The following is a 21,396-nucleotide window of genomic DNA, read 5'->3' on the forward strand; positions in this document are numbered from 1 at the left end:
ACCCCTCCTTATGCAAATATCCATGAATTTCTATCAGCATGTTTAAAATACATAGCAATATTGTCTATACAATCATCATGTTCATTTTCTTTTGGGTCTTTGTTGTAATCTAATACCTCGATTATAAAATCGTTATATTCATCCTCGGCATCATCTCTAACGTAAAAATCAACCTTCATTCTGCCAGACTGACTTAATATCTTTTCATGCTTATTCTCTGTTGACCTAAACTTTCTAACGTGTATAGTTCCTTTGGTTTTCTTCTTTAATTCACTCTCAAAATATAATCCTTCATGATTTTCCTCTACATATACCATTTGAGGCTCATATTTGTTAATTATACTGGCCATTATAGGGATAACTATATCAGCATCTCTGTCGTCCTTGTACGCCTCTACTAGATAATGTCTGTTATCTCCATACTTAGCATATATACCTAATGTAGCGCTATCCGAACCACTGCTAGCTGTATCTACTAACGCTGTTAGCTTATCAGACTGGCTTAAGTCTAATTTAGACAAACTGAACCTTTGCAGCTTTTTGATTAATGTCCCCTCTGGTTTAACAAATTTACCATTAGCTAACATTTCGTACATATCTCTATCAGTATATTTTAATTCTTCTATATCAGCTATTTGCATTTTGGTTAGATACGGGTTATCTCTATATGTTGTTACTATTATCATACAAGGGATAATAACTTTATCATCATCTTCCAATTCAACTTCTATATTCTTAACAAATACTTTAGGTCTGCCATCCTCAAACTTTTCTAATACTTCATCTGGTTTTTGCTTAAAGAAATATCTATTGATAAATCCATCTTGATTAATAGGGTTCATAGTTAGATATAATATTCTATCCTCTGGTTCTCCACCTCTCAACTGCATTCTAAGGGCTTTAAATTGTTCATAGGTAATATTCTCTGCTTCTTCATACCATGCGGCAGTTATACCGTTTAAAGACTTAACTCGTTTTTGCTGCTTGTCCGAATGATAACCCTTGAATAATGCTATATTATTATTAATCTTATGTGATATTTTAGCGGGCTGCTTTGTGTCATGAAATATTGAACTTAATCCAAAATCATCTATCCGCTCTATTATATTAGTCTTTACACCTTCATTAATATTCGTTTCTACGTCTTCAACAATTAAACATTTATAGTCTTTGCAGTTATTAAGCCTAGTTGTTAACTCCTGACCCATGAAATGAGTTTTACCGCTATTACGACCACCAACTAATATATATACCGGATAATCTGTATCTAATACGTAATCGTAATATATAGGTAATATTTCAATGTTTTTAGTTGCCATCACTATCCCCTCTTACAAGGTTAATGGTTGGTAGTTCAGTTACTTCATGCTCTATTCTATCGGTAAATATAGCGTATCTTTTGCCTAGCAATTTAGCAGCTTCTAGTCTATCTCTGCGGCTGTCCTCTTGGCTTCTCATTGTAGTAGTAAGGAATTCTAATACCTCGTCTTGACTAGCTATGCGTTTATTTTCTTTACTATCTAATTGTTTTTGGATATAGTTTGCAATTTTAGGTTTTTTCAAGTTTTCATGTCCTATTGCTCCTGCTGTATTTTCACTATATCCTGCTTTTATGGCAGCTTCTGTAGCGTTTAATGATATAATATATTCATCTGCAAATGCTTTCTGTTTTTCAGTTAAGCCTGCCATATTATCACTTCCTTATCTCTCGCTAAACTTTGATATAAATATTGCTATTGACACCCAACTTAATAATGTGCCTATTATAGTTATTATAACCAATCTTTCTTTAGGCACATCTTCTTCACTAAGCAAATCATCTAATTCGTTTTCGCTAATCGCTAATAATACTATACCTACTGTACCCGCTAATGATATTACACAACCTAATATATAAATAGCAAAGTATATCACAGTTACCCCTCCTTATATAACTCAGCACTACATTTTTACAGTATTCCTCATGTAATCTGTGTACTGTATCGCCGTCTATATCATATTTTCCTCTATATACCATTTAACACATACTATAAAACCAACCATAATCATTATAGGGCCTGCTATACCCATTACGAATGATAAACACAGTGTTTCAATAGTTATCTGCCAATATCCATAAAGTGTTTTGTCTCCACAAGCAAAAGTGAATAAAGAACTTATTAATCCTATTACATACCAAACTAATAAAAAAATCATTACTTACCCCTCCTTAAAATAATTTGTTCTCCGCATAAATAAATATCGTACCCAAACCACCTACAATTGATAACATCACGATTCCGTAATTTATGTCTTTCAATACATATATAAAAGTTTCTTTTCTGCTTTTAAAACCATCTCGTTTTTCATTAAAATATTTTATAACTTGATTTATTACAGCTAATAACACAATAAACATTCCGATTACATGATATAATAATATGCCTAACACTAATTCCATTATTTCCCCTCCTTAATCATAGTCTAAACAATAACCTCGATTTTCTTTTTTCCACTATATAATCTTAATATAACACTTCTTAATTCGGCAAGATTACACGATCACCTTATATGGTTCCCATTTTCTAGCATCAATTCTGACTAATTTAATACCATTCCTTTTACAATAATTATTTTTAATTTTATCTTTCATCCTTATATCTTTAAACTTTTCTTTACCACCAAATTGTAACACCGGCTCGAAATGTTGCCTTCCATCTATTTCTAACAAAGATACTAATTTTTCATTGTTGAATATAGCAAAATCGAATGGTAATTTTTCTTTATACCTGCAATCATCAAATGTATATTGTTCTATAAAATCAACATTAGCCTTTTCTAACAACTTTTTCATTTTTATTTCATAACTAGATAATCTTTTAGCGCAATATCTGCATTGATGTTGGCCTTTCATGAAACCGGATACTGTCATTTGAAATATGCTTCCACATTTTTTATGCCTAAATTCAACTTTAGAACTATAATTTTCATATTCTCCAATTACTTCATATTCAGGAAACTTTTCTTTTACTTCGTTTTCAAATTCTTGCTGAGTTTTTCTTAATTTATTGTGTACTTTTATAACCGAGCATTCGGGGCAGCGAGTTCCGTCTAAAAACTTACTTGGCCGCACCTTCCATATATGACCACATTTTATATGTTTGCATTTGATTGGGGCATGACCACCTTTATATGTTTCTAAAAATTTATACTCTTGAATATCGTCTAATTTATCAAGTTGTTTTAAAAACCATTCATTGCTTTCCGGTTCTCTCCCATAGCCCGTTCTAGTGGGTATATTGTACTTGTTAAGCCAATTGCCAATTGTTTTTCGTGATACATTGAATTTTTTTGCAATTTCTTTCTGTAACATCCCTTTTTCTAAATATAATTGCTTTAATATTTTTTTATTGGCGAAAGGTCTATCCTCGTGCAATTGATCCCCTCCGCGTTTTCTAGTTGGTATATCTAATTTTTTTAACCAATAATGGATTGTCCCAGATGAAACACCAAACATTTCTCCAATATCACTCATGAACATTTCTTTATTAACATAAAGTTCTTTTAATGTATCTTTGTTTTTGTAATCCATTTGTCCACCTCTGCTAGTAGATTTCTGCATAATAAAAACAGGCCTCCAGTGCAGATACTGGCTTTCAGGAGCTACCCTAGCCTGTTTAAATTTACTGTATTATTTCAATTCTCTTTTCACTACTATAAAATCTTAATTTTAATGTACCTAAATTTGACGGGTGATAATTTTTGCTTTCTGCATATCCACCCCATTTAAGATACGCCCCTGTATTAATAAACACTTGTTCTTTTTTGACAATTTTGTTATTTCGTATATCTGGTATGAATATATTTTTCTTAAATGCAATTTTTTCGTGAGTGTGTGAAACAATGTAGCAATCTGCAATAACAATATTTCTAAGTCTATATAATTTGTTCAATTTCCCGCCAGGCAATTGAGCCGAACTGCTCCCATGAGTATGATAGATAGTATAAACTTGTGGTTTTTGGTTAGTTTTTCTTTCCCCAAATCTAACTTTCAACAATATCCCCTCTGCATTATAAGCACAGCCTAAACTAAAAGATAATTCCTCCGATATATCTATTCCGTCACTTTTATATATTCTATATTCATGATTGCCTCTTACACTAGTTAATATTTTATCTTTGATAGGCATAAATAGCTTTCTAGCATATTTCAACTCATCATGAGGATTCATCTTGCTGCTATAGCTATCAGATACACTATGTATAGTTGCGCAGTTGAGAATATCACCGTTCAGCAATGTATACCTATTTGGTTTTTCTTTTATCCATTCTATGTCTTGCATTAGTAATTCTTCATTACACTGTAAATCACCTAAATGTGTATCTGATATAGGTTTAATTTCTATGTAGTTGTGCTTGTCTATATTTTTATCAAGATGTACCTCATGAAATATCATATTGTTTGCCCCCTAAACTCTATTCAAATAACACTGTTTGCCTGGTACAGTGCGAAACCTTTATATATTCAAAACTTTAAGTAATGAACTATTAAGGCGGCGCTATATTTATAGACCCCAACCGCCACTGGTCTATTTATTTAAAAAAGGAGGATTTAATGAAGGCAATTCTAAGATTTTCACCTTATCATTACCATATTGTTTATCTCTCCGTCATTAACTTAATATATTCAGCATTATCATCCTTAAAGTCTTCTATGCATAATTCTAACAACTCAATTAAGTTTGTCCATTTTGCCCCGCAATTACTGCATTCCGCTATATCTGATATATGTAGTGCCTTTTCATTACAATATGGGCATATAACTGTTTTACTATATTCAATATTTTGTGCTTGACATATTGCTGTGATTAATCCCATAATTATCATCTCTAGTGTTATGACGTTGTTTGCAGATATAGCCCTATATTGTGGAGGGGCAAGCTAGGGCTATATCCGCTTTTCTTTCATCATAATAATTATACACCTTATATTAGTTATATGTGTCTTTTATTTGTCTACTATTTGTCTACTGTGTTGGCAATATTTTTAATAAGCTATAAATTTTATTGTATGCTTTTAGTTTTATTTTGATATAATATGCTCTTTCATATGGAAAATCTTCACATGTATAAATTTCTGCGTCTGGCACTTTCCCTGGTTGAAATCGCTTATAAAAGTCATCATTAATTAGATTAAACTTCCTGTCGATTATAAATTTCTCCGGAACTGTTAATTTGTCTAATATACTATTCACTAAATCAACATAAGCCTGTTTTTCTTTATATTCTTCCCTATCTTCTTCTCGTTTTAATACTTGGTTTTCCGTAGTAGAGTGAAAATTGTTAGTTATGCTTTTAGGAGAATGGCTATATCTTATTCCCATATCCATTGCACATTTTTCTTCAAATATATCCAACCAATCTTTATAATCTTTATATTTAACTAACATATCTTTAATAAATTGTTTGTCTATTGTTATCACTCCTTGCCTAATGACATTTTTAATTTCTGATACTCTGAATCTGTATATATAGCCCCGTTACATTCCCCTTCTTCGTTTAATATTGGGGCTTTCATATCATTAAAAGCCATACACTCATTACCTCTACGTTGTTTACACTCTTTGCATTTGCTTATGTTATGCATTATATCATCTCCCTATCTAAATTAATTTTACTGCCCGTTGTGCCAAATTGACCTTGATACTTACCTCTGTATGGTTGTTCACATTCGTTATCCATCTTGGCAACTACTAACTGGCATATTCTAATACCCGATTCTAGCAATATCGATACTGGTGAAGCATTATATAATTCAAGTGTTATTTGCCCTTTGAAACCCGCATCTATCCATCCTGCATTTTGAATAAACAGCCCCAGTCTGCCTATTGAACTTCTACCCTCTACAAAAGCAGAACAATTAGCCGGTATGTTTATGTATTCTTCTGTTGTTGCTAATACAAATTGTTGAGGATTAAGTTTGTATGTCGGGGTACTTGTCCATTTATAATTTATTTTTTTAGCCAAATCTATTACTTTTTGGCTGTTGTCTAAATACTGATATTCATTATCTAATGTCAAATCTATACTACCTGGTTGTACATTTTGCTCTTTATATGGAGTTATTAACTTCTGTTCCCGGCATAGTTTTTTTAGTGTCTTATCACATAGTATCATTAATTTTCCTCCCGACTTTTTCCAACTATCCATTTATTATAAGGCAATGTTTCTATCCAATCGCAAAATACCTGCCACTCTTCTAATCGGTGATGTCTTCTTTGACGGTATATTGATTTAAGTTGTAGATAATTAGTAGTTATTCTTGCTGTTAACATTAATCCCATAGGGCAACTAGCAATTAATTCTTCAAATGTTATAGCATCTCTTTTGTAATGTTCAATATGGTTTTTAAATTCTTTTTTAATTATTGGTGACACCTTATCACTACATTGTTTATCTATATCCATTTTTAATATCCTGTGCATTTTACTCTGGCTACTAACTATATCTGCAAAATGGTATCTCTGGAATTGTAAATACCAATATTGTGGGGCCGTTATATCCGCTTGTACATTTACGCCTTTAAGAAAACAATCTTCTCCTATACCAGCATCGCAACCAGCTAATCTATTCGCCCTATCAAAATCTTTATCAGTTAACACTCTGTCTATTTTTATACTCATTGGATATCCGCTGGCCTTAATAGCCCCTGGTATCCCATTTACTTCCACGTTATTTATTTTCATTGAATATTACCTCCCTTAATTTATCGGCCAAATAATCAGCAAATTTACTCAAATATTCTTTATTGTGCGACTCAAATATATAGTCGTTTTTAAACATATCCATTTCCTTCTCGCTTTCGTGATTTTTCTGTTCTACGGTCATTCTGTTATCGTATGTATTCCCTTTGCTGTCACGTCTGACCACTCTAACATTAATCTGCTTATATCCGCGCTCTTTGAAATATGTCGCTTCGTTGATGAATCTGCAATCATCTATTATAATAAAATCTTCACTACATTTTTTTATTTTCTGCTCTGCCGTGCCTACCCATAAATCTTTATCTTGGCATTTTCTTCCCCATTGTGTACCTATAAACTGTAACAACACTCTACCGTTATTATCCTTCTTGCCATCCCATCCATAATGTTTAGCTACCGCTTTAACTCCATCTGCAAAAGCTATCATTTTAGCCGTATAGCCTAGATCTAGTAATCTCTGATGTAAGTAATTAGCAAATGTAGTTTTACCGTGTTGGGCTTTACCTGATATTGTGATTATGATTGGTTTCATATTTTCACCGCTCTATCATCCCAATATTCATGTGCAAATATTTTTCTGTTATCCCTTTTCCATTCGTCCAATATCCATGGCGCATTAGCATTAATTCTATCGTATGGTAAGTAATATTTATCTAACCACTTCTGCATTTCATCCAATTGTTTTCCCGCTCTGCAAGTCCATATGATAATATAAGCATCATTTTCTTTGATTTCTTGTTCTAATCTTCTCATAACATCAATTTTGATTTCCCCTATTCTGGGCCATTCATCTTTAACTATAGTCCCGTCAAAATCAACTGCTATTATTTTTCTATTTTTCATTTAATCTACCTCCTTGATATTAATTTCTATTCTCGGATTGTTTTTATCAACCTTAAATTTTTCTTCCCAGCTGTCAATCTCTTTCCATCCATCATTGGGGATAACCTCGGCAGCAACTAAACCATCAAGTATAAATTTTTTAGCTGCCGCTATATTATCCGGGTCTTTCCTTCTATTTTTACAATAATATGTTATATCTAGATACACCCGTTCCATATTTGGTAATCTGTTGGCTATCATTTGCACTAATTGAGTATTTTCTTTTTTCATACTTGCATAAGCCATATGGTGAGATTTAGCTTTTTTAATTATCTCGTTTAAAGAAGGAAATTCACCCGGTATTATTATTTTCATGTAATACCCCCTAACATCAATTTAAGTACACATATTCTTTTTCATGGTATAGCTGCCATATCTTCTCAAAGTGTCGTTCAACATCTCCGTTTATTGGCTTGTCCGTATCGTAAAACTTGTTTCCCATCTTGATATATATTTCATCTTCTGATAATCCTTTTCTTTCATAATACATCTGCAAGCCACGTTTCAAGTCTAAATCTAAAGCATGTCCATTCTTGCCATGCACTCCTTCATTTCCCTTATGCTTATGCCATCCCAGATTGATTACTGCCTCCGGGTCATGGTTGTTATGTCTTCTAAATACTATATGGTGCTGTTCACATCTGTAGTTGCTTCCCGTTAGTTCACATAATCCTTCTGACCTAAAATATACTTCCATAATTACCTTTTTAGGCATGTAACTCATTGATTATCAATCCATTTCATAGCAATGTGTAATCTCTTATTTAAGCTATCTCCAATACCATAATCCATTTTTAATATTTCTCCTTTCCTGTCTCTAACAAGCCATAAATCAGCTATTTCCGGCAAAGAAACTGTAATACTGTAATCTTTATAATAATATGTTTTTCCTGCTAATATTGGATTCGCCATATTTATTCCCCCTTCGCTATAGCTTTCAATTCATCTTCTAAGAAACCTATATGCATTTTAACTTCATATATTTTCTGCATGGTAGCCTCTTTTTGTCCTGCTGCTATGTCTCTTTCTAACCTTAGTTTAGCCACTTTATCAATTCCTCTAGCTATATTGTCACACATAGTCCAGGCAACACTATCTGTGTCTATCTTCTTACCATTAACATCTCCATGGTAACCTTCTACATGAAGCCTCAATATCTCTGTTGATAATGCTAGTCTATAATCATGTTCGGCTTTAGCTAAGACTTTATTATTTTTTTGTAATGATTCTATTAGCCTTTTAAGTAATTTGCGTTCTTTTTGCAAGTTATAATATGTATCTTGGGATGATGTATCATAAGACATTTAATCGCCTCGTTTCATTCTTCGCATTATTAAACGCAACCTTCTGTTTTCTTCCCTAGTTTCTTTCAACTTTTCTTTATGCTTACATGACCTTAATTTTTCCAACTCTTCTGCTATCACATCTATAAATTTATCCTGTTCTATTCCTAGCTGATTAGCTAGTGATAATATTAGATTCATTGGGTACCTCCTAATCTATTTTGACATCATAAATTATATTGCAGTCTATACTTTCTACTCTTCCTATTTTGGTTATATAATCATTATGAAATGTTGCTATTCTAGGTAAAAAGTCTCTAATTAAACAATCGTCGTATAATATTTTTACGCTTTGCTCCGAAATTTCAATCACTATCCCTTTAATTCCCCTGTATTTAGGAATGGCAATGTCATTTGATATCCGAACATAGTCGCCTAAATACAATTTATCATTCATAAATATACCTCCTTTAAGGGGGTAGCATAAAGTTATCCCCTTGTATTGTTAGTAATAGTTATTATTATCTAAAATGGTACATCGAAATTATCGTCAAATCCATCGTCATTATTGCCCTGATTATTATTTTGCTGACTCTTATTAGATTGTCCATTTTTCTTTTTGGAATATATAACTTTATCGGCGTTGACCTTGGTATAATAATTGTCGTTATATTTGTCTATCCTTAGTTCTCCTTCAATCATTACTAAATCACCTTTCCGGCAGTCATTTCCTACATATTTAGCCAACTCATATTTACCCCTGTTCCAGCACTCAATCCTAATAAAATCTGTTTCGTCTCCATAACTTCTATTAACCGCTAATGTAAATTTTGTTACCCCTTTCCCGCTACTTGTAAATGTCATTTCTGGGTCTTTGCATATTCTTCCTGATAGAAAAACTTTATTAATCATTATTCATCATCTCCCTTATATTCTGCATAGCCATCTTCATTAATTTTTACACCATTTTCTTTTAAAATGTACGCAAAATGTTCAATTCCTTTTTTGGCGCCACCATTAAAATAATCAGTAACACATTCATTATAAATATCAATTACAGTATCATCTGTTATTTTCATTCCTCATCACCCTCCACTTTCTTAATTGCCTCATTCCGCATTTCTTGTAATTCTGCCCATTTGTCGTATAATTCTTTGTTCATCATAGGAAATTCATATTCCCAGCATTCATCTGTTTGTAATAATTCTGTTTCCCATTCTCCCATTGCTTTTGCAAATTCTAATAGTTCTGGCACTGCTGCTATCAGCTGAGCATTGGCTTTTGTCTCCTGTTTGCTTACTTCATAATCGGCTAATTGTCCTAATTCTTTTGTACAATTATTTTTTTTAGCAACAATCGTACAAAAATAATTACCACCATCAGTATAACTTTCTTCAATTCCCCATGGCCCTGGTGTATGCTTGGTTTTCATCTCTCATCATTCTCCTTTCTTAACTCACGTAATATAATTAACTCTGCTATAATGAATAATATAAGTAGTATTTGTATCATGGTTTATTCCTCCCTATCCCATATAGCGTCAAGAGTGATAGAAAACTGTGCCTCGTGTTCTCCTAATTCTTCAACTTTGCCTGTGTCAACATTGATTTCAAAAAGTTGCCCTTTCACATGAATCGGTAATAGGTTATAGTCAAAGTCTATTTCCTCAATTAGCATATATTGAAAATCTTCTAAGAATACTACAAAAGGTTTAATCTCCATTCTTATCCCCCCCCTTCCTACGCTCCCGGTCTAATAGGCATAATTACATACTTGGCCTGTCCTTCTTCAACGTACAACGGGTGCGTTTTATCAATTAACTGCAACTCTAAGACATAGTCATCAATGCACTTTAATAGGTCTTTTATGTATCCAGCATCAACTTTTAGAAGTTTATCTTCTCCATTTATTTCAATTTCTAATTCTTCCTTAGCTTGTTCTCCTTGGTCGTCAGCCGTTATTATCAATCTGTCCCGCTTTGTTTCTAGTGTAATAGCGTTGGTGTTACGTCTAGCAATCAGGCTCACCCGCTTAATCGCATTTTGTAATTCTGCTGTATCTACTTTGATTAATGTATCTCCCCCAGTTGGCATTACCTGTCTCCAATTAGGGAATCTCCCTTCTATTAACCGGGATATTAAGGTTATATCATCAAATATAAACTGTATATGATTATCACTTTTTTTGATTACAACCGTGTCTGTTTCACCACAGAGATTTTTTATTTCATTAGCAGCACTACCGGGTATTATTATTTGCCCTTTTTCAAACAATTTATCTAACTTTATATTGTGTAATCTATATATATTGGTTGATGTTAGATAAGTGTTATTTTTATCTGTTTGTAATTGTACCCCGGTAATTGCTGGTTGTGTGTAATCGTTCGATACAGCTATAACAGTTTTTTCTAGTGCTGGTTTAAGAACATTACTATCAATTTCTACCCCTCTATTATCTATTTCTCCAACACCCCTCGGAAACTCTTCCCCATTTAAGCATTTTATTGAAAATTTACTTTTTCCAGCCTTAATTGTTGCTTGATAGTTGTCGTCTATTGTGATTATTACCTCCGTTTTGGGTAGATTCTTAACTATATCAATTATCTCTTTTGGGAATACTACAGGCTTGTTGTCAGCGACCTCCATTTTTGTACTATATTCTAACTCTAATTCTAAGTTTGTGGCCCTAAATAATGCTATATTATTTTTACAACTAAAATATATCCCTTTTGTTATTTCTAAATTTGACCTGCCTGTCATTGCGCCACTAACTTTATTTAAAGCATTGTAAAACTCTCTTTGATGTGTTGTTATTTTCATTTATTTTCCACTCCCTCAAATAATGATATTTGGTTAGGATTAATAACCTCTTTTTGCTCTTCCTCTTGAATTAATTTTTCTTTGCTTAAAATGCTAGTTTCAAACTCTACACTTGAAAACAAAGCATCTCTAGCCTCATCTACTGCTAAATCTTTAGCTATATCTTCATCAATAGCCTCTACTTCTATTACTACCGCATCACTGCTGGAAGTGTCTAACTCTACCACAATCCTATATTTGTAATAATTATTTAGTTCTTCAATCTTTCTTTGATATTCTTTGATTGCGTTAATCTGTTCTACATTACCAAACTCTAGTTTGTCAAATTTGGGCTTTGTTATTTCTGTCATGGTTGCACCTCCTTAACTAAAATAATGAAATTTGATTCTTTTCTTGATTAGCCCTATTTAAATTATCTATACCCTGTTCAAAGTAGTTTCTTTTTAACTCTATCCCTTTGAATTTCCTTCCCATTTTAACCGCTTGATATCCTTCACTACATACACCTGCAAACGGGCTAAACACTGTTTCTCCTTTGTTACTATATAATGCTATACCTCTCTCTAGAGCTTCAAGTGGTGTAGGTGTCAAGTGTTTCTCGTCGTTATTTCCTTTAGCACTTCTATAAGTGATTACGTTTGACACTTGGATGTCATCCCAAATAGGTTGTGCATATTTAATCCATTCTTTTAAAGGCAATTCGGCTTCATCATGCTTAACGGGCGTTTTGTTTTCACCCGGCTTCCTCATAGTGATTAGATAATCAGGCAATGAAGCCCTTGCACATGTACTGTCTTTTCTTACTTGGCTGTAAAGTAACCCTTTTGCGTGTGTTCTACTCATAGCAACTACCGGATCTTTATGAATTACCGCTTCTGAGTGATATATAAACCCAGCTTTTCTAAATAGTTCTACCAACTCCCCTCTAAAGTTTCTAATACCTATAAATCCATCATGTGATTTTGTTGTAGGTAAGTTCATGCAATGGAAACTTATTAATCTTCCCTCTTTAATTACTCGATATAATTCATCTGCTATATATTTCATGTGCTGCATAAATTCTTCACTGTCTTTTGAATTACTTATATCTCTTTCACTATTAGTGTAAATATATAAATCATCAAAAGGCGGACTGAATATACTGTAATCTATACTGTTATCTTTTATACTTTTCATTTCCTCTACACTATCACCTAATACTAATTCCCAATCTGTACCCGCAGCTTTATCATTTTCGTAATGCATAAACTCTTTTTGAGTTCCCTTTAACCGACTAACTGTTAAGTTTTTCATGTACTTAACCATATTTTCTGCCATATTTTCTGCATCTTTCTCCTTCCTTTTTATATTTTCAACAACATTGCCCTCCGTTTCTGCTGTTATTACATATACATTAACTGGCTTCTGCTGCCCAAACCGCCATGTTCTCCTGACTGCCTGATAATATTGTTCATAACTATCTGATAGCCCAACAAATATAACATTGTTGCAATGCTGCCAATTCATGCCATGCCCACATATTGAAGGTTTAGTAACTAATATTTTTACCTCTCCATCACTAAATTTCATCATAGTTTCTTCTTTTTTCTTATTTGATTGACTACCTGTAACCTCAACTGCTCCGTTTATAGCTTTTGTTAGTAATTTGCTTTCCTTATTTAAGTCACACCATATTAACCAGGTGTCTTCATTTGAATTATTTGCTATATTAGCTGCAGCTTGTACCCTGTCTTCAATACTTTCTCGCCTTGCTCTTTTTCTTTCCATCAAACTTTCAGCTTTAACGTGGAATAAAGTTTCAGTTGGTTTATGCTGCAATTTAACTGTTTCCTGTTTTACATTTAGCGGTGGTAATATAAACTTTTCGTCTTTATAACCCAGATCTGATGGTTTTCTTAACGTCACTGCCCAATTAGTAACCCATTGCCAAAATTTATCTTGCGCATGTCCTTTTAATCTCCATCTATTAGCACTACTGTTATCATTTATAAAGAACATACTCAACATTTCTTTGCCACTCATAACCCCTAAAAAATCTGAATGATTACCCAATTCTACATAATCATTAGGTGCTGGTGTAGCTGTACATGCTAATTTATACGGCTTTTTCTCAAATGATTGTATTATCTGATTACGCGTTTTTGATGTATAAGACTTTAGTATACTGGATTCATCTAGTACAACAGCTATAAATTCATCTGGATTAAATTTGTGTAATTTTTCATAGTTAGTTATGTTGATACCTGGTTTTATATCTTCTTGGCTTTCAGCCGGATTAACATCTATCCCTAGTTTATCCCTCCCTTCTTCTACAGTTTGGAAGTTAACCGCCAGTGGGGCAAGTATTAATATATTTCCATCTGTCTCATTATGAATATGCTTAGCCCATTCTAACTGCATTACTGTCTTCCCAGTTCCGCACCCGCTAAATATTGCTGCCCTACCTTTCTTTAATGCCCATTTCACTATATCTTTTTGGAAATCAAACAATACTGGATTTAACTTATTTCTATCTATATCAATCCCGACTGGTTCAACTTGTATTTGTTTCTGCCTCAAAAAATCCTCGTATTCCACTTTAAAACTCCTTTCTGCCCGTTTTATTTGCCTAGCAATGTATTTGTGCCTTATCTAGTGTAAAAACGGTATATCGGTTTATTAGATGCCTTAAATTCAATTTTAACTTAAGCTATCAAATCTTTTTTGAGTCTAGATAATTTTTTTCTTATCCTCCTCTTTGCGTTGTCTATCTGTTTTCTAGTATAATTTGTATTTTTCATAATGAAATCATAGTTATGTTGATTACTGGATTGTATATCAGCTGATAATATTTCTAGTTTATATATATCTTTTTCCATCTTGGATAGCTTAGACAATATGTAATTAAGCACCTCGGCAATTTCATCTTGATAACATACTGTTTCTTCTAAGTTATAATCACTAGGTATCATAATAATTAATTCATCTTTTTTCCCTTCACTGTCACATATTTCTTTGTTGAGGCTGTCAGCATTTTCATTAAGTTTCCTCTTAATTCTATTTCTTGCTTTGACACATGTCGCAATAGTATTATTGATAATGCTCCGAATAAACGGGGCGATCGCCCTATCATGATTATAACTATCAGCCGCTTTCCAAAATTGAATGTGTATTTCCTGTACAACATCATCTGCATTAGAGCTATAGAATCCTTTTTGCCTAACGCAATGATTCAATAGCCCTTCTATATTTCTGAAAAATTCCTGTAAATAATATTCGTCCCCAGTCATGCAATATTTTTTGTACGGTTCAAAACTATTCATTGCTAATCCTCCTTGCTTTTTCATTCATATATCCTAAGAATTTATTTTCTTTCAAACAATGTTTTAATAATTCTTGTATTTCCTCAAAACTGGCTCCCTGCTCCTGCTTAATTTCATATATGCATTTCTGTAGTTTAGCCCATCCTTTCATAAGTCATTCCTCCTTATAACTACATAGTATTTTCACATCCTGACTATTTTTGTAATATTGCAACCCTGCATTATCTTGACAGAACTTACACATTCTAATAGGCTGAAAATCTATCTTTTTGGGACAAAAAACATATCCTCTTAGTTCTCTCACGTCATCCCTCCTGTTTTAAGTAATATATTTCTCCTTCTTTTTCATACAGCCATCCATCCTGAAAATATAATATTTCTGGATACCAAGTAAACAACACCGAACTTGTTTTGCCTGTTCTATTCTTGGCAACTATTACCTCAACATTATCCTGTACTCTTGATTCATCTCTGCCTTCTTTTTTAGCATCATAATACTCCGGCCTATACACAAAGATGACTTCATCTGCCCTTTCCTCTATTTCCCCGCTATCTCTAAGGTCTGATAATAACGGTCTCGGATTACTTCGGGAAGATACATTCCTGTTAAGCTGGTGCAACAAGATTATTGGTACATGCAATTCTTTTGCCAAATCTCTTATTTGAGTGACAACTTTGCCTATCGCCTTATAATTATCTGTAGACTCCATTTGGATCATGGTTAGATAATCTATGATAATCACTTTTACATCTTCTTGTTTTTTTGCTCTCCTGCTCAACGCTTTAATTTGTGATATATTTAAACCGGCTTCATCTGTGATTAACACTGGCTTGTTGTATATTTTGTTTAATGCTATATTTATGCTTTTTTCCTGTTTTTCGTCAATCTTATGTGTGTAATCTGTAGCAGATACTTTAGATTCTTGAATAAGTATCCTATCAACTAATTCTGTATCAACCATTTCCAGTGATATTAAATACAGGGGTACCCCTTTTTGCATTAATTTGTGTGCAATATTAAGGCCTAAAGCTGTTTTTCCCATTGATGTAGCCCCAGCCAATACAGTCAGGTGACCCGGTTTGAGTCCTCCCATAATTCCATCAAGAGTAGGGTAACCAATTTTTATACTATTAGCCTCTTTCCCTTCTTTCCTCTCTAGCAGCTGGGTAAATGATTTCATAGATACATCTTCAATATTTTTTATCATATCTTTAGTTTCTTGTTGCCCTGTTACCTCAAATATAATATCCTGTGCCTTATGTCTTTTCTGCTCTGTATTTAATTCGTTATTTTTAATAACCTCATTATTGATTATCCTTAGTGCATTATATAAGTCACGGTTAACCTTTAATTTAGCTAATTCTTTAACCATATCGTCTATCTCGAATGGCATAAAATAATCATTGCTTAACAATTTATCTGCGAAGGCTTGTCCAAATTCACCTTTAATAAATTTTAATATTTTAATCTTAGATATTTTCCCGGTTTCAAGATACTGTTTTTTGATTTCTTTGAACAATTTTTTGCTTTTATTGTCATATAAATATTCAGTGGTTACCTTCTCTATTGTTTCATCTAATATATCGGGGTTGGATATTAACGAACTAATAAACCCATATTCTAATTCTATATTTTTCATCAATCCACTCCTCTCCTAGCTGCGGCAGCGGTTTGTTGTCTTAATTTTTCTGCATGACTGTTATTGTTAGTATCCTTGTTATCATATTGGCCTTCTAAAACTTTTACATAATTATCATCATTTTTCATTAACCAGTTAAAGTCAACTTTAAAATCCTTATATTTAGGATTCTTACTTTGTGTACGATTGGTTAAAAAATTACTAGCCTCTGTTTTTGTAAACAATATTTTAAACACATCAACTGGGCTTTGACCTTTCTTACAAAGTTTATCTATTTCATTCCATCTAGTTTTGATTTTGTTCTTACGCTTATTAGATAATACAGTTATTGGTTTCAACGATACACAAATTGAATTGTAAAGCTCTTTAATTTGTCGATAGGGGATACTTTTCTTTTCTTTTTCTTTTTCTTTTTCTTTTTCTTTTTCTTTTTCCCCCCTGACGTACCACCAGACGTGTACGTCCCGTTAACTTCTTTGATATATAAGGATTTAACCTTGTTTTTATCAATATGTTTTGCTACAGAAGAAATAAAGGATTTATCTTTGATTTTAGGTAATTCTTTTTTTAGACAATCTATTACAGGTTTGCCATCGTTCTGCAAATTATATTTAGGCCAATTTAACACAGCTAATTCTCTAGTTTCTGTATTGTAAAGTATTTTTTTGTGTTCTTTTTCAAATCTCTCTATTAATTTGCTGGCGGTATCCCTATTAAATCCTGTTTCAAAAGCCATTTGTTTTATAGAGATTTCATATATACCGCATTGTTTAGTATGAGGGTTGGTTAATAAATATAGATAAAAAAACTTTTCCTCTGGTGTGTAATCCAACATATCTGGGTCATCCCAAAACTCGCAATGCACATATCTATACTTAGCCAAATCGGCACCTCCTAATCATCATTTTCCATAGCTAATATTTCATCTTTATATTCATCCCATTCATCTGGAAAACACTTGGCATAACTAGATAGTTTGTGCTCTTCTTCTTCTATTATGATGTCATTTATTTTTATCCCTATATTTCCCCCTATTAATAATTTGCAATCTGCACCACCTTCATCAAAATAATATTGTCCTACAGCTTCGCAGAATTCTCTTATATTGAAATCCAATATGATTGCCCACACTTCAAATTCTCCAGTTTTGTAGTTCTTTTCTAAATGGCATTCATTTTCTTTTAATGCTTCATAAAGTTCTACATTAACTTCACTCATCATTTTCCTCCTTCATTCCAAACTCTTTAACTTTGGTACCATTAACCAACCAACCTTTATCCTGTAAATCTTGCCGAATAAAGTACTCAATTGAACTTATATCTGTTTCGTTATCGTCAAAGCTGCTTTCTACATCAATTAAAACTTTAGCTTTTATTTTTCTCATAAAATCAGCCCCCCCTAATCTTGTATAACTCCCCCACATCTGATATAATATTTGTACATATGTTTTATTAATATACGTTTGTTTATAGGTCTATTTTACTATTTTAACCAAATAATATATTAATAGGACTTTAGACCTATTTTATTCGACATATAATTTTTATAATATATTATATTGTGGGGGTATATATACCTATTTTTGGAAGAAAAAATTTTTCTACCCCGGTTAAGGGGCAATGTGATTCTATTCGCCGATATTGTGTCAACTTGAAACATATATTTGAAACTTATTTTTGGCAATTACTTCAAACCATTTTAGCAAATTATACACTCCTGTTGATGATATACCATAATAATCTTCATCAGCTTCAGTCCATTCATCTTGTATATATCTTTTCATTTCTTGATATATTTCTTCTACGTAATCTGGAGATACCACATCACCAATAATCATATAACCTAAATCGCAAATGAAATCAAAATAATATTTTGCTCTAAAACTTGAATTGCCTAGACATTCAACTAATACTATACCTTCATATAGCTTATCAGGTGCTCTTAAGTTATCACCATTTTCATCTATCTTGTCAGATATTTCAGCATAAAAATCCATTCCCATTTCGCCACCTCCAATCTGTCACAATACCGCCGAAACAGCTGATTCTATTTTTTGAAGTAAGTTCTCTCCTTCTTCTTGAGTATAATTTTTCAATCCACCCCAATCGCTATAACCTTTTTCTGCAACTGATTTTTTTGCAATATTCTGTGCTGATTCATCCCGCTTGATGTATGACTGTATAGCTGCTAGAGTAGAATTTTCTATCTTATCTATGCTGTTACCTCTGTTAGGTAACGCCCATGATGGAAGTTGCGGGGCTTTCCAGTATATCCATGTGTCCTTATGGTTTTGCTTGTTGTTTTTTGCGGTTACTTTTGCACTATTCCAGCCATCTTGATACCTTTTATTCTTATCCATGCTGCACTCTGCAAAGTTTTCTGTTAGGTTATATAGATACCTACCTATCCCCCAACTAACACAAGCACGCTTGAAAGCGTCTGATAAACCACCCTTTTCTCCTTCAACGTTTGTCTGGGCTGCCCCGTCTGTCTTCCATACCCATTCATCACCTATCTTAATACCTACCGAACAAAGTATTTCACCATTATTACCGAAACTATGTTTTCTCTGCCAGTTACCAGGGCCACACACTTCATCTAACCTATTCATATCAGCCCTAGCGTCTTTGTAAGCTAATACCATAGCCCATGGTTTCCCGCTTGAATTAATGCCGCAACTTTGAACACGCCAGCTTATTTCATCTATAGGTAGAGGTTCTTTTAATTTTTCTAAATCCATTTATCTAACCTCCTTATATTTTTCAACTAATTTATAATGATTTTCAGTAGCTTCAATAGAATTATTGGAAGCAATAGTTTCTATTTCTGTAAAAATTGGTTCGCCTTGTTCGCTTTCATTAAATACCATAGTTTCAAATAATGCATTGTGGGCCACTTCTTCCGGTTGGCCTTCTCTAATCATATGGCCTACACTAGAAATTCTGTATCTTTGACCACCCAAACTTAATACGTGGTGATGTAACCTAAATAGACAATCGGGCGAACATATATAATGACCTGCATATCCATCAGCTTTAGATGTCCCTTTCTTTTGTGGTAAAATGATACTTAATTGTCCTTTTGTTAACCCCATCTATTTCGCAGCCTCCTTTTCTTCTTGATATAATTGTTCTTGTATCATTTTTTCATCACCCAAACATAAAGGCTTGTAGTCACACCATTTACAATGCATGCCAAATTTCTTATCGAACCTATCATGCATTATGTCGTTATAATATTCTCCCGCTTTCTGCAAATAGGCTTGAACTTCTTCCTCGGTTCTGGTATCAAAGAACCATTGAATCTTAGGTGTTTTAGTCTTAACCAACACGCAATAGGCCACTTTATCTATTTTGAGATTATATTTCTTAGCTGCATGATAATAGCTGGTTAATTGGTCATTAAGTTTTATCTCTGTCCCATCATATTTTTTACCAGCAGTTTTAAAATCGACCACAGCATTAATGACTTCACCTTCTGGTGTTACAACCTCCCCCACATAATCATTGCGACCATAATAATTAATGCCTCTATTAACTTTAAATTTAAATACATCTTCTGCTGCATACATTTCTAGAAACTTGCCCGCCTCTTCTTCTTTGAACAATGTCATTAGATTCTTGCCTATTTCAAGCAACTTCTCCCAATTGTCATATCTAGAATAGTTAAGGTCTACCCCTTGGTATTTGTCCCACTCCTCAACAAATGTTTTTACAAGGTCTTTACCTTTTATAAAATACATTTCTATAGCTTTATGTACACATATGCCAAACTTAAAATTAGCATTCCCCTGAATGGGTTTCCAACCATCTAAATACTTATACTTAAACTGCATGCCACATGTTTCATATGTTGATAGCTTACTATGACTTAAATTCATTTACTCCTTGCCTCCCCTTTGCCCTTGTTGACAGTCTCAATCAATCTATCCAAATCATCTCTATTCATTACTTTATCTCCTGTTATATATGCAATAGCGTTTTCTAACTCTTCTAATAGTTTGGGTGCTGTTGCCATTAATCTAGCATATTTAATAAACAAATCTTTAGACAAATAGCGTTCATCATGCTCTTCGTATGCTATTCTAACGCCATCTTCATCATGTATTTGGAAAATTAAATTCCCTAACGAACTCCCAAAAAACACATCAAATTTCATTTGCCTATCACTCTCCCATTTGATATAATTTTAGTAGAATGTTTATGTAACCGCTCTGCTGTCCTACCAGCAGGGCTATTTTTCATCTTGAACTGCTTTTCTTTCCTATCCCAATACATCTGCTTTGTAATAAGCCCATGCACTACACAACCACCAACTATCAAAATGAATAATAATCCTGTGCCTATCCCGTTATCCATTGTTAACACCTTCTAATGAAACTCTTACAATAGCCCCGTCTTCATTGCAACTCATTACATTTGTCCCTTTTATTTCCCACTTGTCTTGCCAGTTCTCACCTTCAACTTTTTTGATTCCTTCATCAAGATTTATAACCGTCTTGCCATTGTTCTTGTATGTCGAACAATATACAAGTATGTTGTTATGCATTGTTATCACCCTCCAACTTCTTCTAACCCTGTGCCATCGCAACCCGCACATTCCGGACTACCATCATTGTCATAATGCCCACTGCCATTGCAAGCAGAACAAACTCTAAATTTGCTACCACAAAAATCACATTCTAATGTATCCATATCTAACGCCCATCTTTTGCATTTAGGGCAAACG

Annotated in this window: 42 protein-coding genes; all 42 read right to left on the reverse strand. The window is 33.2% G+C overall.

The genetic code is table 11. From position 1 onward, the window contains the following. Window positions 1–8: 8 nt before the first annotated feature. Window positions 9–1,319: a PBSX family phage terminase large subunit gene (locus D7D81_RS16910; protein WP_125991202.1), complete on the reverse strand. Its 1,311-nt coding sequence runs from the start codon at window positions 1,317–1,319 to the stop codon at window positions 9–11. Further along, on the reverse strand, window positions 1,309–1,689 hold the full coding sequence (locus D7D81_RS16915) for a terminase small subunit (RefSeq protein WP_125991203.1): 381 nt from the start codon (window positions 1,687–1,689) through the stop codon (window positions 1,309–1,311). The genes D7D81_RS16910 and D7D81_RS16915 overlap by 11 nt, the downstream gene beginning before the upstream one ends. Before the next feature lie 12 nt (window positions 1,690–1,701). Further along, a complete protein-coding gene (locus D7D81_RS16920; protein ID WP_125991204.1) occupies window positions 1,702–1,914 on the reverse strand; it encodes a hypothetical protein in 213 nt (70 codons plus the stop codon). A 75-nt stretch (window positions 1,915–1,989) separates the two neighbouring features. Further along, complete coding sequence (locus tag D7D81_RS16925; RefSeq protein WP_125991205.1) at window positions 1,990–2,196, reverse strand: hypothetical protein; 207 nt, start codon at window positions 2,194–2,196, stop codon at window positions 1,990–1,992. A gap of 13 nt (window positions 2,197–2,209) precedes the next feature. Then, entirely contained in the window at window positions 2,210–2,440 is a 231-nt protein-coding gene (locus D7D81_RS16930; RefSeq protein ID WP_125991206.1) for a hypothetical protein, read from the reverse strand. Between the two features lie 93 nt (window positions 2,441–2,533). After that, window positions 2,534–3,601 (reverse strand): helix-turn-helix domain-containing protein, encoded by a 1,068-nt coding sequence (locus tag D7D81_RS16935; protein ID WP_125991207.1) that lies wholly within the window; start codon window positions 3,599–3,601, stop codon window positions 2,534–2,536. Between the two features lie 61 nt (window positions 3,602–3,662). Continuing rightward, entirely contained in the window at window positions 3,663–4,436 is a 774-nt protein-coding gene (locus D7D81_RS16940; protein WP_125991208.1) for a metallophosphoesterase, read from the reverse strand. Between the two features lie 202 nt (window positions 4,437–4,638). Beyond that, window positions 4,639–4,866 (reverse strand): hypothetical protein, encoded by a 228-nt coding sequence (locus D7D81_RS16945; protein ID WP_205739266.1) that lies wholly within the window; start codon window positions 4,864–4,866, stop codon window positions 4,639–4,641. Window positions 4,867–5,005: 139 nt separating this feature from the next. Continuing rightward, window positions 5,006–5,428: an ArpU family phage packaging/lysis transcriptional regulator gene (locus tag D7D81_RS16950; protein ID WP_125991210.1), complete on the reverse strand. Its 423-nt coding sequence runs from the start codon at window positions 5,426–5,428 to the stop codon at window positions 5,006–5,008. Window positions 5,429–5,457: 29 nt separating this feature from the next. Beyond that, complete coding sequence (locus tag D7D81_RS19685) at window positions 5,458–5,625, reverse strand: hypothetical protein (RefSeq protein WP_164522331.1); 168 nt, start codon at window positions 5,623–5,625, stop codon at window positions 5,458–5,460. Further along, window positions 5,625–6,155 (reverse strand): dCTP deaminase, encoded by a 531-nt coding sequence (dcd, locus tag D7D81_RS16955; RefSeq protein WP_125991211.1) that lies wholly within the window; start codon window positions 6,153–6,155, stop codon window positions 5,625–5,627. The genes D7D81_RS19685 and dcd overlap by 1 nt, the downstream gene beginning before the upstream one ends. Beyond that, entirely contained in the window at window positions 6,155–6,724 is a 570-nt protein-coding gene (locus D7D81_RS16960) for a hypothetical protein (protein WP_125991212.1), read from the reverse strand. Before D7D81_RS16960 ends, dcd begins: the two co-directional genes overlap by 1 nt. Then, the gene (locus tag D7D81_RS16965; RefSeq protein WP_125991213.1) at window positions 6,711–7,274 is read right to left on the reverse strand and encodes a hypothetical protein; all 564 of its coding nucleotides are present in this window, start codon (window positions 7,272–7,274) and stop codon (window positions 6,711–6,713) included. Before D7D81_RS16965 ends, D7D81_RS16960 begins: the two co-directional genes overlap by 14 nt. After that, the gene (locus D7D81_RS16970; protein ID WP_125991214.1) at window positions 7,271–7,585 is read right to left on the reverse strand and encodes a hypothetical protein; all 315 of its coding nucleotides are present in this window, start codon (window positions 7,583–7,585) and stop codon (window positions 7,271–7,273) included. Before D7D81_RS16970 ends, D7D81_RS16965 begins: the two co-directional genes overlap by 4 nt. Then, window positions 7,586–7,939 carry a RusA family crossover junction endodeoxyribonuclease gene (locus tag D7D81_RS16975; protein ID WP_125991215.1) on the reverse strand — a complete coding sequence of 118 codons (354 nt, stop codon included), beginning with the start codon at window positions 7,937–7,939 and terminating at the stop codon, window positions 7,586–7,588. Between the two features lie 16 nt (window positions 7,940–7,955). Further along, on the reverse strand, window positions 7,956–8,339 hold the full coding sequence (locus D7D81_RS16980; RefSeq protein WP_125991216.1) for a hypothetical protein: 384 nt from the start codon (window positions 8,337–8,339) through the stop codon (window positions 7,956–7,958). A 5-nt stretch (window positions 8,340–8,344) separates the two neighbouring features. After that, window positions 8,345–8,536: a hypothetical protein gene (locus tag D7D81_RS16985; RefSeq protein WP_125991217.1), complete on the reverse strand. Its 192-nt coding sequence runs from the start codon at window positions 8,534–8,536 to the stop codon at window positions 8,345–8,347. A 2-nt stretch (window positions 8,537–8,538) separates the two neighbouring features. Then, on the reverse strand, window positions 8,539–8,928 hold the full coding sequence (locus tag D7D81_RS16990) for a hypothetical protein (RefSeq protein ID WP_125991218.1): 390 nt from the start codon (window positions 8,926–8,928) through the stop codon (window positions 8,539–8,541). Continuing rightward, on the reverse strand, window positions 8,929–9,108 hold the full coding sequence (locus tag D7D81_RS16995) for a hypothetical protein (RefSeq protein ID WP_125991219.1): 180 nt from the start codon (window positions 9,106–9,108) through the stop codon (window positions 8,929–8,931). A gap of 10 nt (window positions 9,109–9,118) precedes the next feature. Next, the gene (locus D7D81_RS17000) at window positions 9,119–9,364 is read right to left on the reverse strand and encodes a hypothetical protein (RefSeq protein WP_125991220.1); all 246 of its coding nucleotides are present in this window, start codon (window positions 9,362–9,364) and stop codon (window positions 9,119–9,121) included. A gap of 68 nt (window positions 9,365–9,432) precedes the next feature. Then, entirely contained in the window at window positions 9,433–9,819 is a 387-nt protein-coding gene (locus D7D81_RS17005) for a single-stranded DNA-binding protein (RefSeq protein WP_125991221.1), read from the reverse strand. Beyond that, a complete protein-coding gene (locus tag D7D81_RS19690) occupies window positions 9,819–9,986 on the reverse strand; it encodes a hypothetical protein (protein ID WP_164522332.1) in 168 nt (55 codons plus the stop codon). The genes D7D81_RS17005 and D7D81_RS19690 overlap by 1 nt, the downstream gene beginning before the upstream one ends. Further along, window positions 9,983–10,339: an XkdD/Y8K6 family phage-associated protein gene (locus D7D81_RS17010; RefSeq protein WP_125991222.1), complete on the reverse strand. Its 357-nt coding sequence runs from the start codon at window positions 10,337–10,339 to the stop codon at window positions 9,983–9,985. The genes D7D81_RS19690 and D7D81_RS17010 overlap by 4 nt, the downstream gene beginning before the upstream one ends. Window positions 10,340–10,422: 83 nt before the next feature. Then, entirely contained in the window at window positions 10,423–10,629 is a 207-nt protein-coding gene (locus D7D81_RS17015; protein ID WP_125991223.1) for a hypothetical protein, read from the reverse strand. Window positions 10,630–10,646: 17 nt separating this feature from the next. Beyond that, on the reverse strand, window positions 10,647–11,726 hold the full coding sequence (gene dnaN / locus D7D81_RS17020; protein WP_125991224.1) for a DNA polymerase III subunit beta: 1,080 nt from the start codon (window positions 11,724–11,726) through the stop codon (window positions 10,647–10,649). Further along, a complete protein-coding gene (locus tag D7D81_RS17025; protein ID WP_125991225.1) occupies window positions 11,723–12,076 on the reverse strand; it encodes a hypothetical protein in 354 nt (117 codons plus the stop codon). The genes dnaN and D7D81_RS17025 overlap by 4 nt, the downstream gene beginning before the upstream one ends. A gap of 16 nt (window positions 12,077–12,092) precedes the next feature. After that, entirely contained in the window at window positions 12,093–14,303 is a 2,211-nt protein-coding gene (locus D7D81_RS19950) for a DNA methyltransferase (protein ID WP_205739267.1), read from the reverse strand. A gap of 107 nt (window positions 14,304–14,410) precedes the next feature. Continuing rightward, on the reverse strand, window positions 14,411–15,028 hold the full coding sequence (locus tag D7D81_RS17040) for a sigma-70 family RNA polymerase sigma factor (RefSeq protein WP_164522333.1): 618 nt from the start codon (window positions 15,026–15,028) through the stop codon (window positions 14,411–14,413). After that, complete coding sequence (locus tag D7D81_RS19695; protein WP_164522334.1) at window positions 15,021–15,179, reverse strand: hypothetical protein; 159 nt, start codon at window positions 15,177–15,179, stop codon at window positions 15,021–15,023. Before D7D81_RS19695 ends, D7D81_RS17040 begins: the two co-directional genes overlap by 8 nt. A 3-nt stretch (window positions 15,180–15,182) precedes the next feature. Beyond that, entirely contained in the window at window positions 15,183–15,332 is a 150-nt protein-coding gene (locus D7D81_RS19700) for a hypothetical protein (RefSeq protein ID WP_164522335.1), read from the reverse strand. 1 nt (window position 15,333) lies between these two features. Then, the gene (locus D7D81_RS17045) at window positions 15,334–16,668 is read right to left on the reverse strand and encodes a replicative DNA helicase (RefSeq protein ID WP_125991227.1); all 1,335 of its coding nucleotides are present in this window, start codon (window positions 16,666–16,668) and stop codon (window positions 15,334–15,336) included. Further along, window positions 16,668–17,006 carry a hypothetical protein gene (locus tag D7D81_RS17050; RefSeq protein WP_125991228.1) on the reverse strand — a complete coding sequence of 113 codons (339 nt, stop codon included), beginning with the start codon at window positions 17,004–17,006 and terminating at the stop codon, window positions 16,668–16,670. Before D7D81_RS17050 ends, D7D81_RS17045 begins: the two co-directional genes overlap by 1 nt. Further along, entirely contained in the window at window positions 17,003–17,551 is a 549-nt protein-coding gene (locus D7D81_RS17055) for a hypothetical protein (RefSeq protein WP_125991229.1), read from the reverse strand. Before D7D81_RS17055 ends, D7D81_RS17050 begins: the two co-directional genes overlap by 4 nt. Window positions 17,552–17,562: 11 nt before the next feature. Next, window positions 17,563–17,889, reverse strand: a complete 327-nt coding sequence (locus D7D81_RS17060) for a hypothetical protein (protein WP_125991230.1) — start codon at window positions 17,887–17,889, stop codon at window positions 17,563–17,565. Further along, complete coding sequence (locus D7D81_RS19705) at window positions 17,879–18,052, reverse strand: hypothetical protein (RefSeq protein WP_164522336.1); 174 nt, start codon at window positions 18,050–18,052, stop codon at window positions 17,879–17,881. The genes D7D81_RS17060 and D7D81_RS19705 overlap by 11 nt, the downstream gene beginning before the upstream one ends. A gap of 261 nt (window positions 18,053–18,313) precedes the next feature. Then, window positions 18,314–18,670, reverse strand: coding sequence for a hypothetical protein (locus tag D7D81_RS17065; RefSeq protein WP_125991231.1), 357 nt, complete (start codon window positions 18,668–18,670; stop codon window positions 18,314–18,316). 18 nt (window positions 18,671–18,688) lie between these two features. Continuing rightward, window positions 18,689–19,408 carry a Rad52/Rad22 family DNA repair protein gene (locus D7D81_RS17070; RefSeq protein ID WP_125991232.1) on the reverse strand — a complete coding sequence of 240 codons (720 nt, stop codon included), beginning with the start codon at window positions 19,406–19,408 and terminating at the stop codon, window positions 18,689–18,691. Beyond that, window positions 19,409–19,762: a hypothetical protein gene (locus tag D7D81_RS17075; protein WP_125991233.1), complete on the reverse strand. Its 354-nt coding sequence runs from the start codon at window positions 19,760–19,762 to the stop codon at window positions 19,409–19,411. It lies immediately after the preceding gene. Then, window positions 19,763–20,548 carry a RecB family exonuclease gene (locus D7D81_RS17080; protein ID WP_125991234.1) on the reverse strand — a complete coding sequence of 262 codons (786 nt, stop codon included), beginning with the start codon at window positions 20,546–20,548 and terminating at the stop codon, window positions 19,763–19,765. It abuts the gene before it with no gap. Continuing rightward, the gene (locus D7D81_RS17085; protein ID WP_125991235.1) at window positions 20,545–20,826 is read right to left on the reverse strand and encodes a hypothetical protein; all 282 of its coding nucleotides are present in this window, start codon (window positions 20,824–20,826) and stop codon (window positions 20,545–20,547) included. Before D7D81_RS17085 ends, D7D81_RS17080 begins: the two co-directional genes overlap by 4 nt. Then, a complete protein-coding gene (locus D7D81_RS17090; protein ID WP_125991236.1) occupies window positions 20,823–21,026 on the reverse strand; it encodes a hypothetical protein in 204 nt (67 codons plus the stop codon). Before D7D81_RS17090 ends, D7D81_RS17085 begins: the two co-directional genes overlap by 4 nt. Further along, window positions 21,019–21,216 carry a hypothetical protein gene (locus D7D81_RS17095; RefSeq protein WP_125991237.1) on the reverse strand — a complete coding sequence of 66 codons (198 nt, stop codon included), beginning with the start codon at window positions 21,214–21,216 and terminating at the stop codon, window positions 21,019–21,021. The genes D7D81_RS17090 and D7D81_RS17095 overlap by 8 nt, the downstream gene beginning before the upstream one ends. Window positions 21,217–21,396 lie beyond the last annotated feature (180 nt).

This window comes from Halocella sp. SP3-1, from assembly GCF_003953885.1.
Classification (GTDB): domain Bacteria; phylum Bacillota; class Halanaerobiia; order Halanaerobiales; family DTU029; genus Iocasia; species Iocasia fonsfrigidae.

Excerpts from the sequence above, each read along its gene's own strand:
- D7D81_RS16910 (WP_125991202.1), bottom strand. The coding sequence starts at position 1,319 with ATGGCAACTAAAAACATTGAAATATTACCTATATATTACGATTACGTA.
- D7D81_RS16915 (WP_125991203.1), bottom strand. The coding sequence starts at position 1,689 with ATGGCAGGCTTAACTGAAAAACAGAAAGCATTTGCAGATGAATATATT.
- D7D81_RS16925 (WP_125991205.1), bottom strand. The coding sequence starts at position 2,196 with ATGATTTTTTTATTAGTTTGGTATGTAATAGGATTAATAAGTTCTTTA.
- D7D81_RS16930 (WP_125991206.1), bottom strand. The coding sequence starts at position 2,440 with ATGGAATTAGTGTTAGGCATATTATTATATCATGTAATCGGAATGTTT.
- D7D81_RS16935 (WP_125991207.1), bottom strand. The coding sequence starts at position 3,601 with ATGCAGAAATCTACTAGCAGAGGTGGACAAATGGATTACAAAAACAAA.
- D7D81_RS16940 (WP_125991208.1), bottom strand. The coding sequence starts at position 4,436 with ATGATATTTCATGAGGTACATCTTGATAAAAATATAGACAAGCACAAC.
- D7D81_RS16945 (WP_205739266.1), bottom strand. The coding sequence starts at position 4,866 with ATGATAATTATGGGATTAATCACAGCAATATGTCAAGCACAAAATATT.
- D7D81_RS16950 (WP_125991210.1), bottom strand. The coding sequence starts at position 5,428 with ATGTTAGTTAAATATAAAGATTATAAAGATTGGTTGGATATATTTGAA.
- D7D81_RS19685 (WP_164522331.1), bottom strand. The coding sequence starts at position 5,625 with ATGCATAACATAAGCAAATGCAAAGAGTGTAAACAACGTAGAGGTAAT.
- dcd (WP_125991211.1), bottom strand. The coding sequence starts at position 6,155 with ATGATACTATGTGATAAGACACTAAAAAAACTATGCCGGGAACAGAAG.
- D7D81_RS16960 (WP_125991212.1), bottom strand. The coding sequence starts at position 6,724 with ATGAAAATAAATAACGTGGAAGTAAATGGGATACCAGGGGCTATTAAG.
- D7D81_RS16965 (WP_125991213.1), bottom strand. The coding sequence starts at position 7,274 with ATGAAACCAATCATAATCACAATATCAGGTAAAGCCCAACACGGTAAA.
- D7D81_RS16970 (WP_125991214.1), bottom strand. The coding sequence starts at position 7,585 with ATGAAAAATAGAAAAATAATAGCAGTTGATTTTGACGGGACTATAGTT.
- D7D81_RS16975 (WP_125991215.1), bottom strand. The coding sequence starts at position 7,939 with ATGAAAATAATAATACCGGGTGAATTTCCTTCTTTAAACGAGATAATT.
- D7D81_RS16980 (WP_125991216.1), bottom strand. The coding sequence starts at position 8,339 with ATGCCTAAAAAGGTAATTATGGAAGTATATTTTAGGTCAGAAGGATTA.
- D7D81_RS16985 (WP_125991217.1), bottom strand. The coding sequence starts at position 8,536 with ATGGCGAATCCAATATTAGCAGGAAAAACATATTATTATAAAGATTAC.
- D7D81_RS16990 (WP_125991218.1), bottom strand. The coding sequence starts at position 8,928 with ATGTCTTATGATACATCATCCCAAGATACATATTATAACTTGCAAAAA.
- D7D81_RS16995 (WP_125991219.1), bottom strand. The coding sequence starts at position 9,108 with ATGAATCTAATATTATCACTAGCTAATCAGCTAGGAATAGAACAGGAT.
- D7D81_RS17000 (WP_125991220.1), bottom strand. The coding sequence starts at position 9,364 with ATGAATGATAAATTGTATTTAGGCGACTATGTTCGGATATCAAATGAC.
- D7D81_RS17005 (WP_125991221.1), bottom strand. The coding sequence starts at position 9,819 with ATGATTAATAAAGTTTTTCTATCAGGAAGAATATGCAAAGACCCAGAA.
- D7D81_RS19690 (WP_164522332.1), bottom strand. The coding sequence starts at position 9,986 with ATGAAAATAACAGATGATACTGTAATTGATATTTATAATGAATGTGTT.
- D7D81_RS17010 (WP_125991222.1), bottom strand. The coding sequence starts at position 10,339 with ATGAAAACCAAGCATACACCAGGGCCATGGGGAATTGAAGAAAGTTAT.
- D7D81_RS17015 (WP_125991223.1), bottom strand. The coding sequence starts at position 10,629 with ATGGAGATTAAACCTTTTGTAGTATTCTTAGAAGATTTTCAATATATG.
- dnaN (WP_125991224.1), bottom strand. The coding sequence starts at position 11,726 with ATGAAAATAACAACACATCAAAGAGAGTTTTACAATGCTTTAAATAAA.
- D7D81_RS17025 (WP_125991225.1), bottom strand. The coding sequence starts at position 12,076 with ATGACAGAAATAACAAAGCCCAAATTTGACAAACTAGAGTTTGGTAAT.
- D7D81_RS17040 (WP_164522333.1), bottom strand. The coding sequence starts at position 15,028 with ATGAATAGTTTTGAACCGTACAAAAAATATTGCATGACTGGGGACGAA.
- D7D81_RS19695 (WP_164522334.1), bottom strand. The coding sequence starts at position 15,179 with ATGAAAGGATGGGCTAAACTACAGAAATGCATATATGAAATTAAGCAG.
- D7D81_RS17045 (WP_125991227.1), bottom strand. The coding sequence starts at position 16,668 with ATGAAAAATATAGAATTAGAATATGGGTTTATTAGTTCGTTAATATCC.
- D7D81_RS17060 (WP_125991230.1), bottom strand. The coding sequence starts at position 17,889 with ATGATGAGTGAAGTTAATGTAGAACTTTATGAAGCATTAAAAGAAAAT.
- D7D81_RS19705 (WP_164522336.1), bottom strand. The coding sequence starts at position 18,052 with ATGAGAAAAATAAAAGCTAAAGTTTTAATTGATGTAGAAAGCAGCTTT.
- D7D81_RS17065 (WP_125991231.1), bottom strand. The coding sequence starts at position 18,670 with ATGGGAATGGATTTTTATGCTGAAATATCTGACAAGATAGATGAAAAT.
- D7D81_RS17070 (WP_125991232.1), bottom strand. The coding sequence starts at position 19,408 with ATGGATTTAGAAAAATTAAAAGAACCTCTACCTATAGATGAAATAAGC.
- D7D81_RS17075 (WP_125991233.1), bottom strand. The coding sequence starts at position 19,762 with ATGGGGTTAACAAAAGGACAATTAAGTATCATTTTACCACAAAAGAAA.
- D7D81_RS17080 (WP_125991234.1), bottom strand. The coding sequence starts at position 20,548 with ATGAATTTAAGTCATAGTAAGCTATCAACATATGAAACATGTGGCATG.
- D7D81_RS17085 (WP_125991235.1), bottom strand. The coding sequence starts at position 20,826 with ATGAAATTTGATGTGTTTTTTGGGAGTTCGTTAGGGAATTTAATTTTC.
- D7D81_RS17090 (WP_125991236.1), bottom strand. The coding sequence starts at position 21,026 with ATGGATAACGGGATAGGCACAGGATTATTATTCATTTTGATAGTTGGT.
- D7D81_RS17095 (WP_125991237.1), bottom strand. The coding sequence starts at position 21,216 with ATGCATAACAACATACTTGTATATTGTTCGACATACAAGAACAATGGC.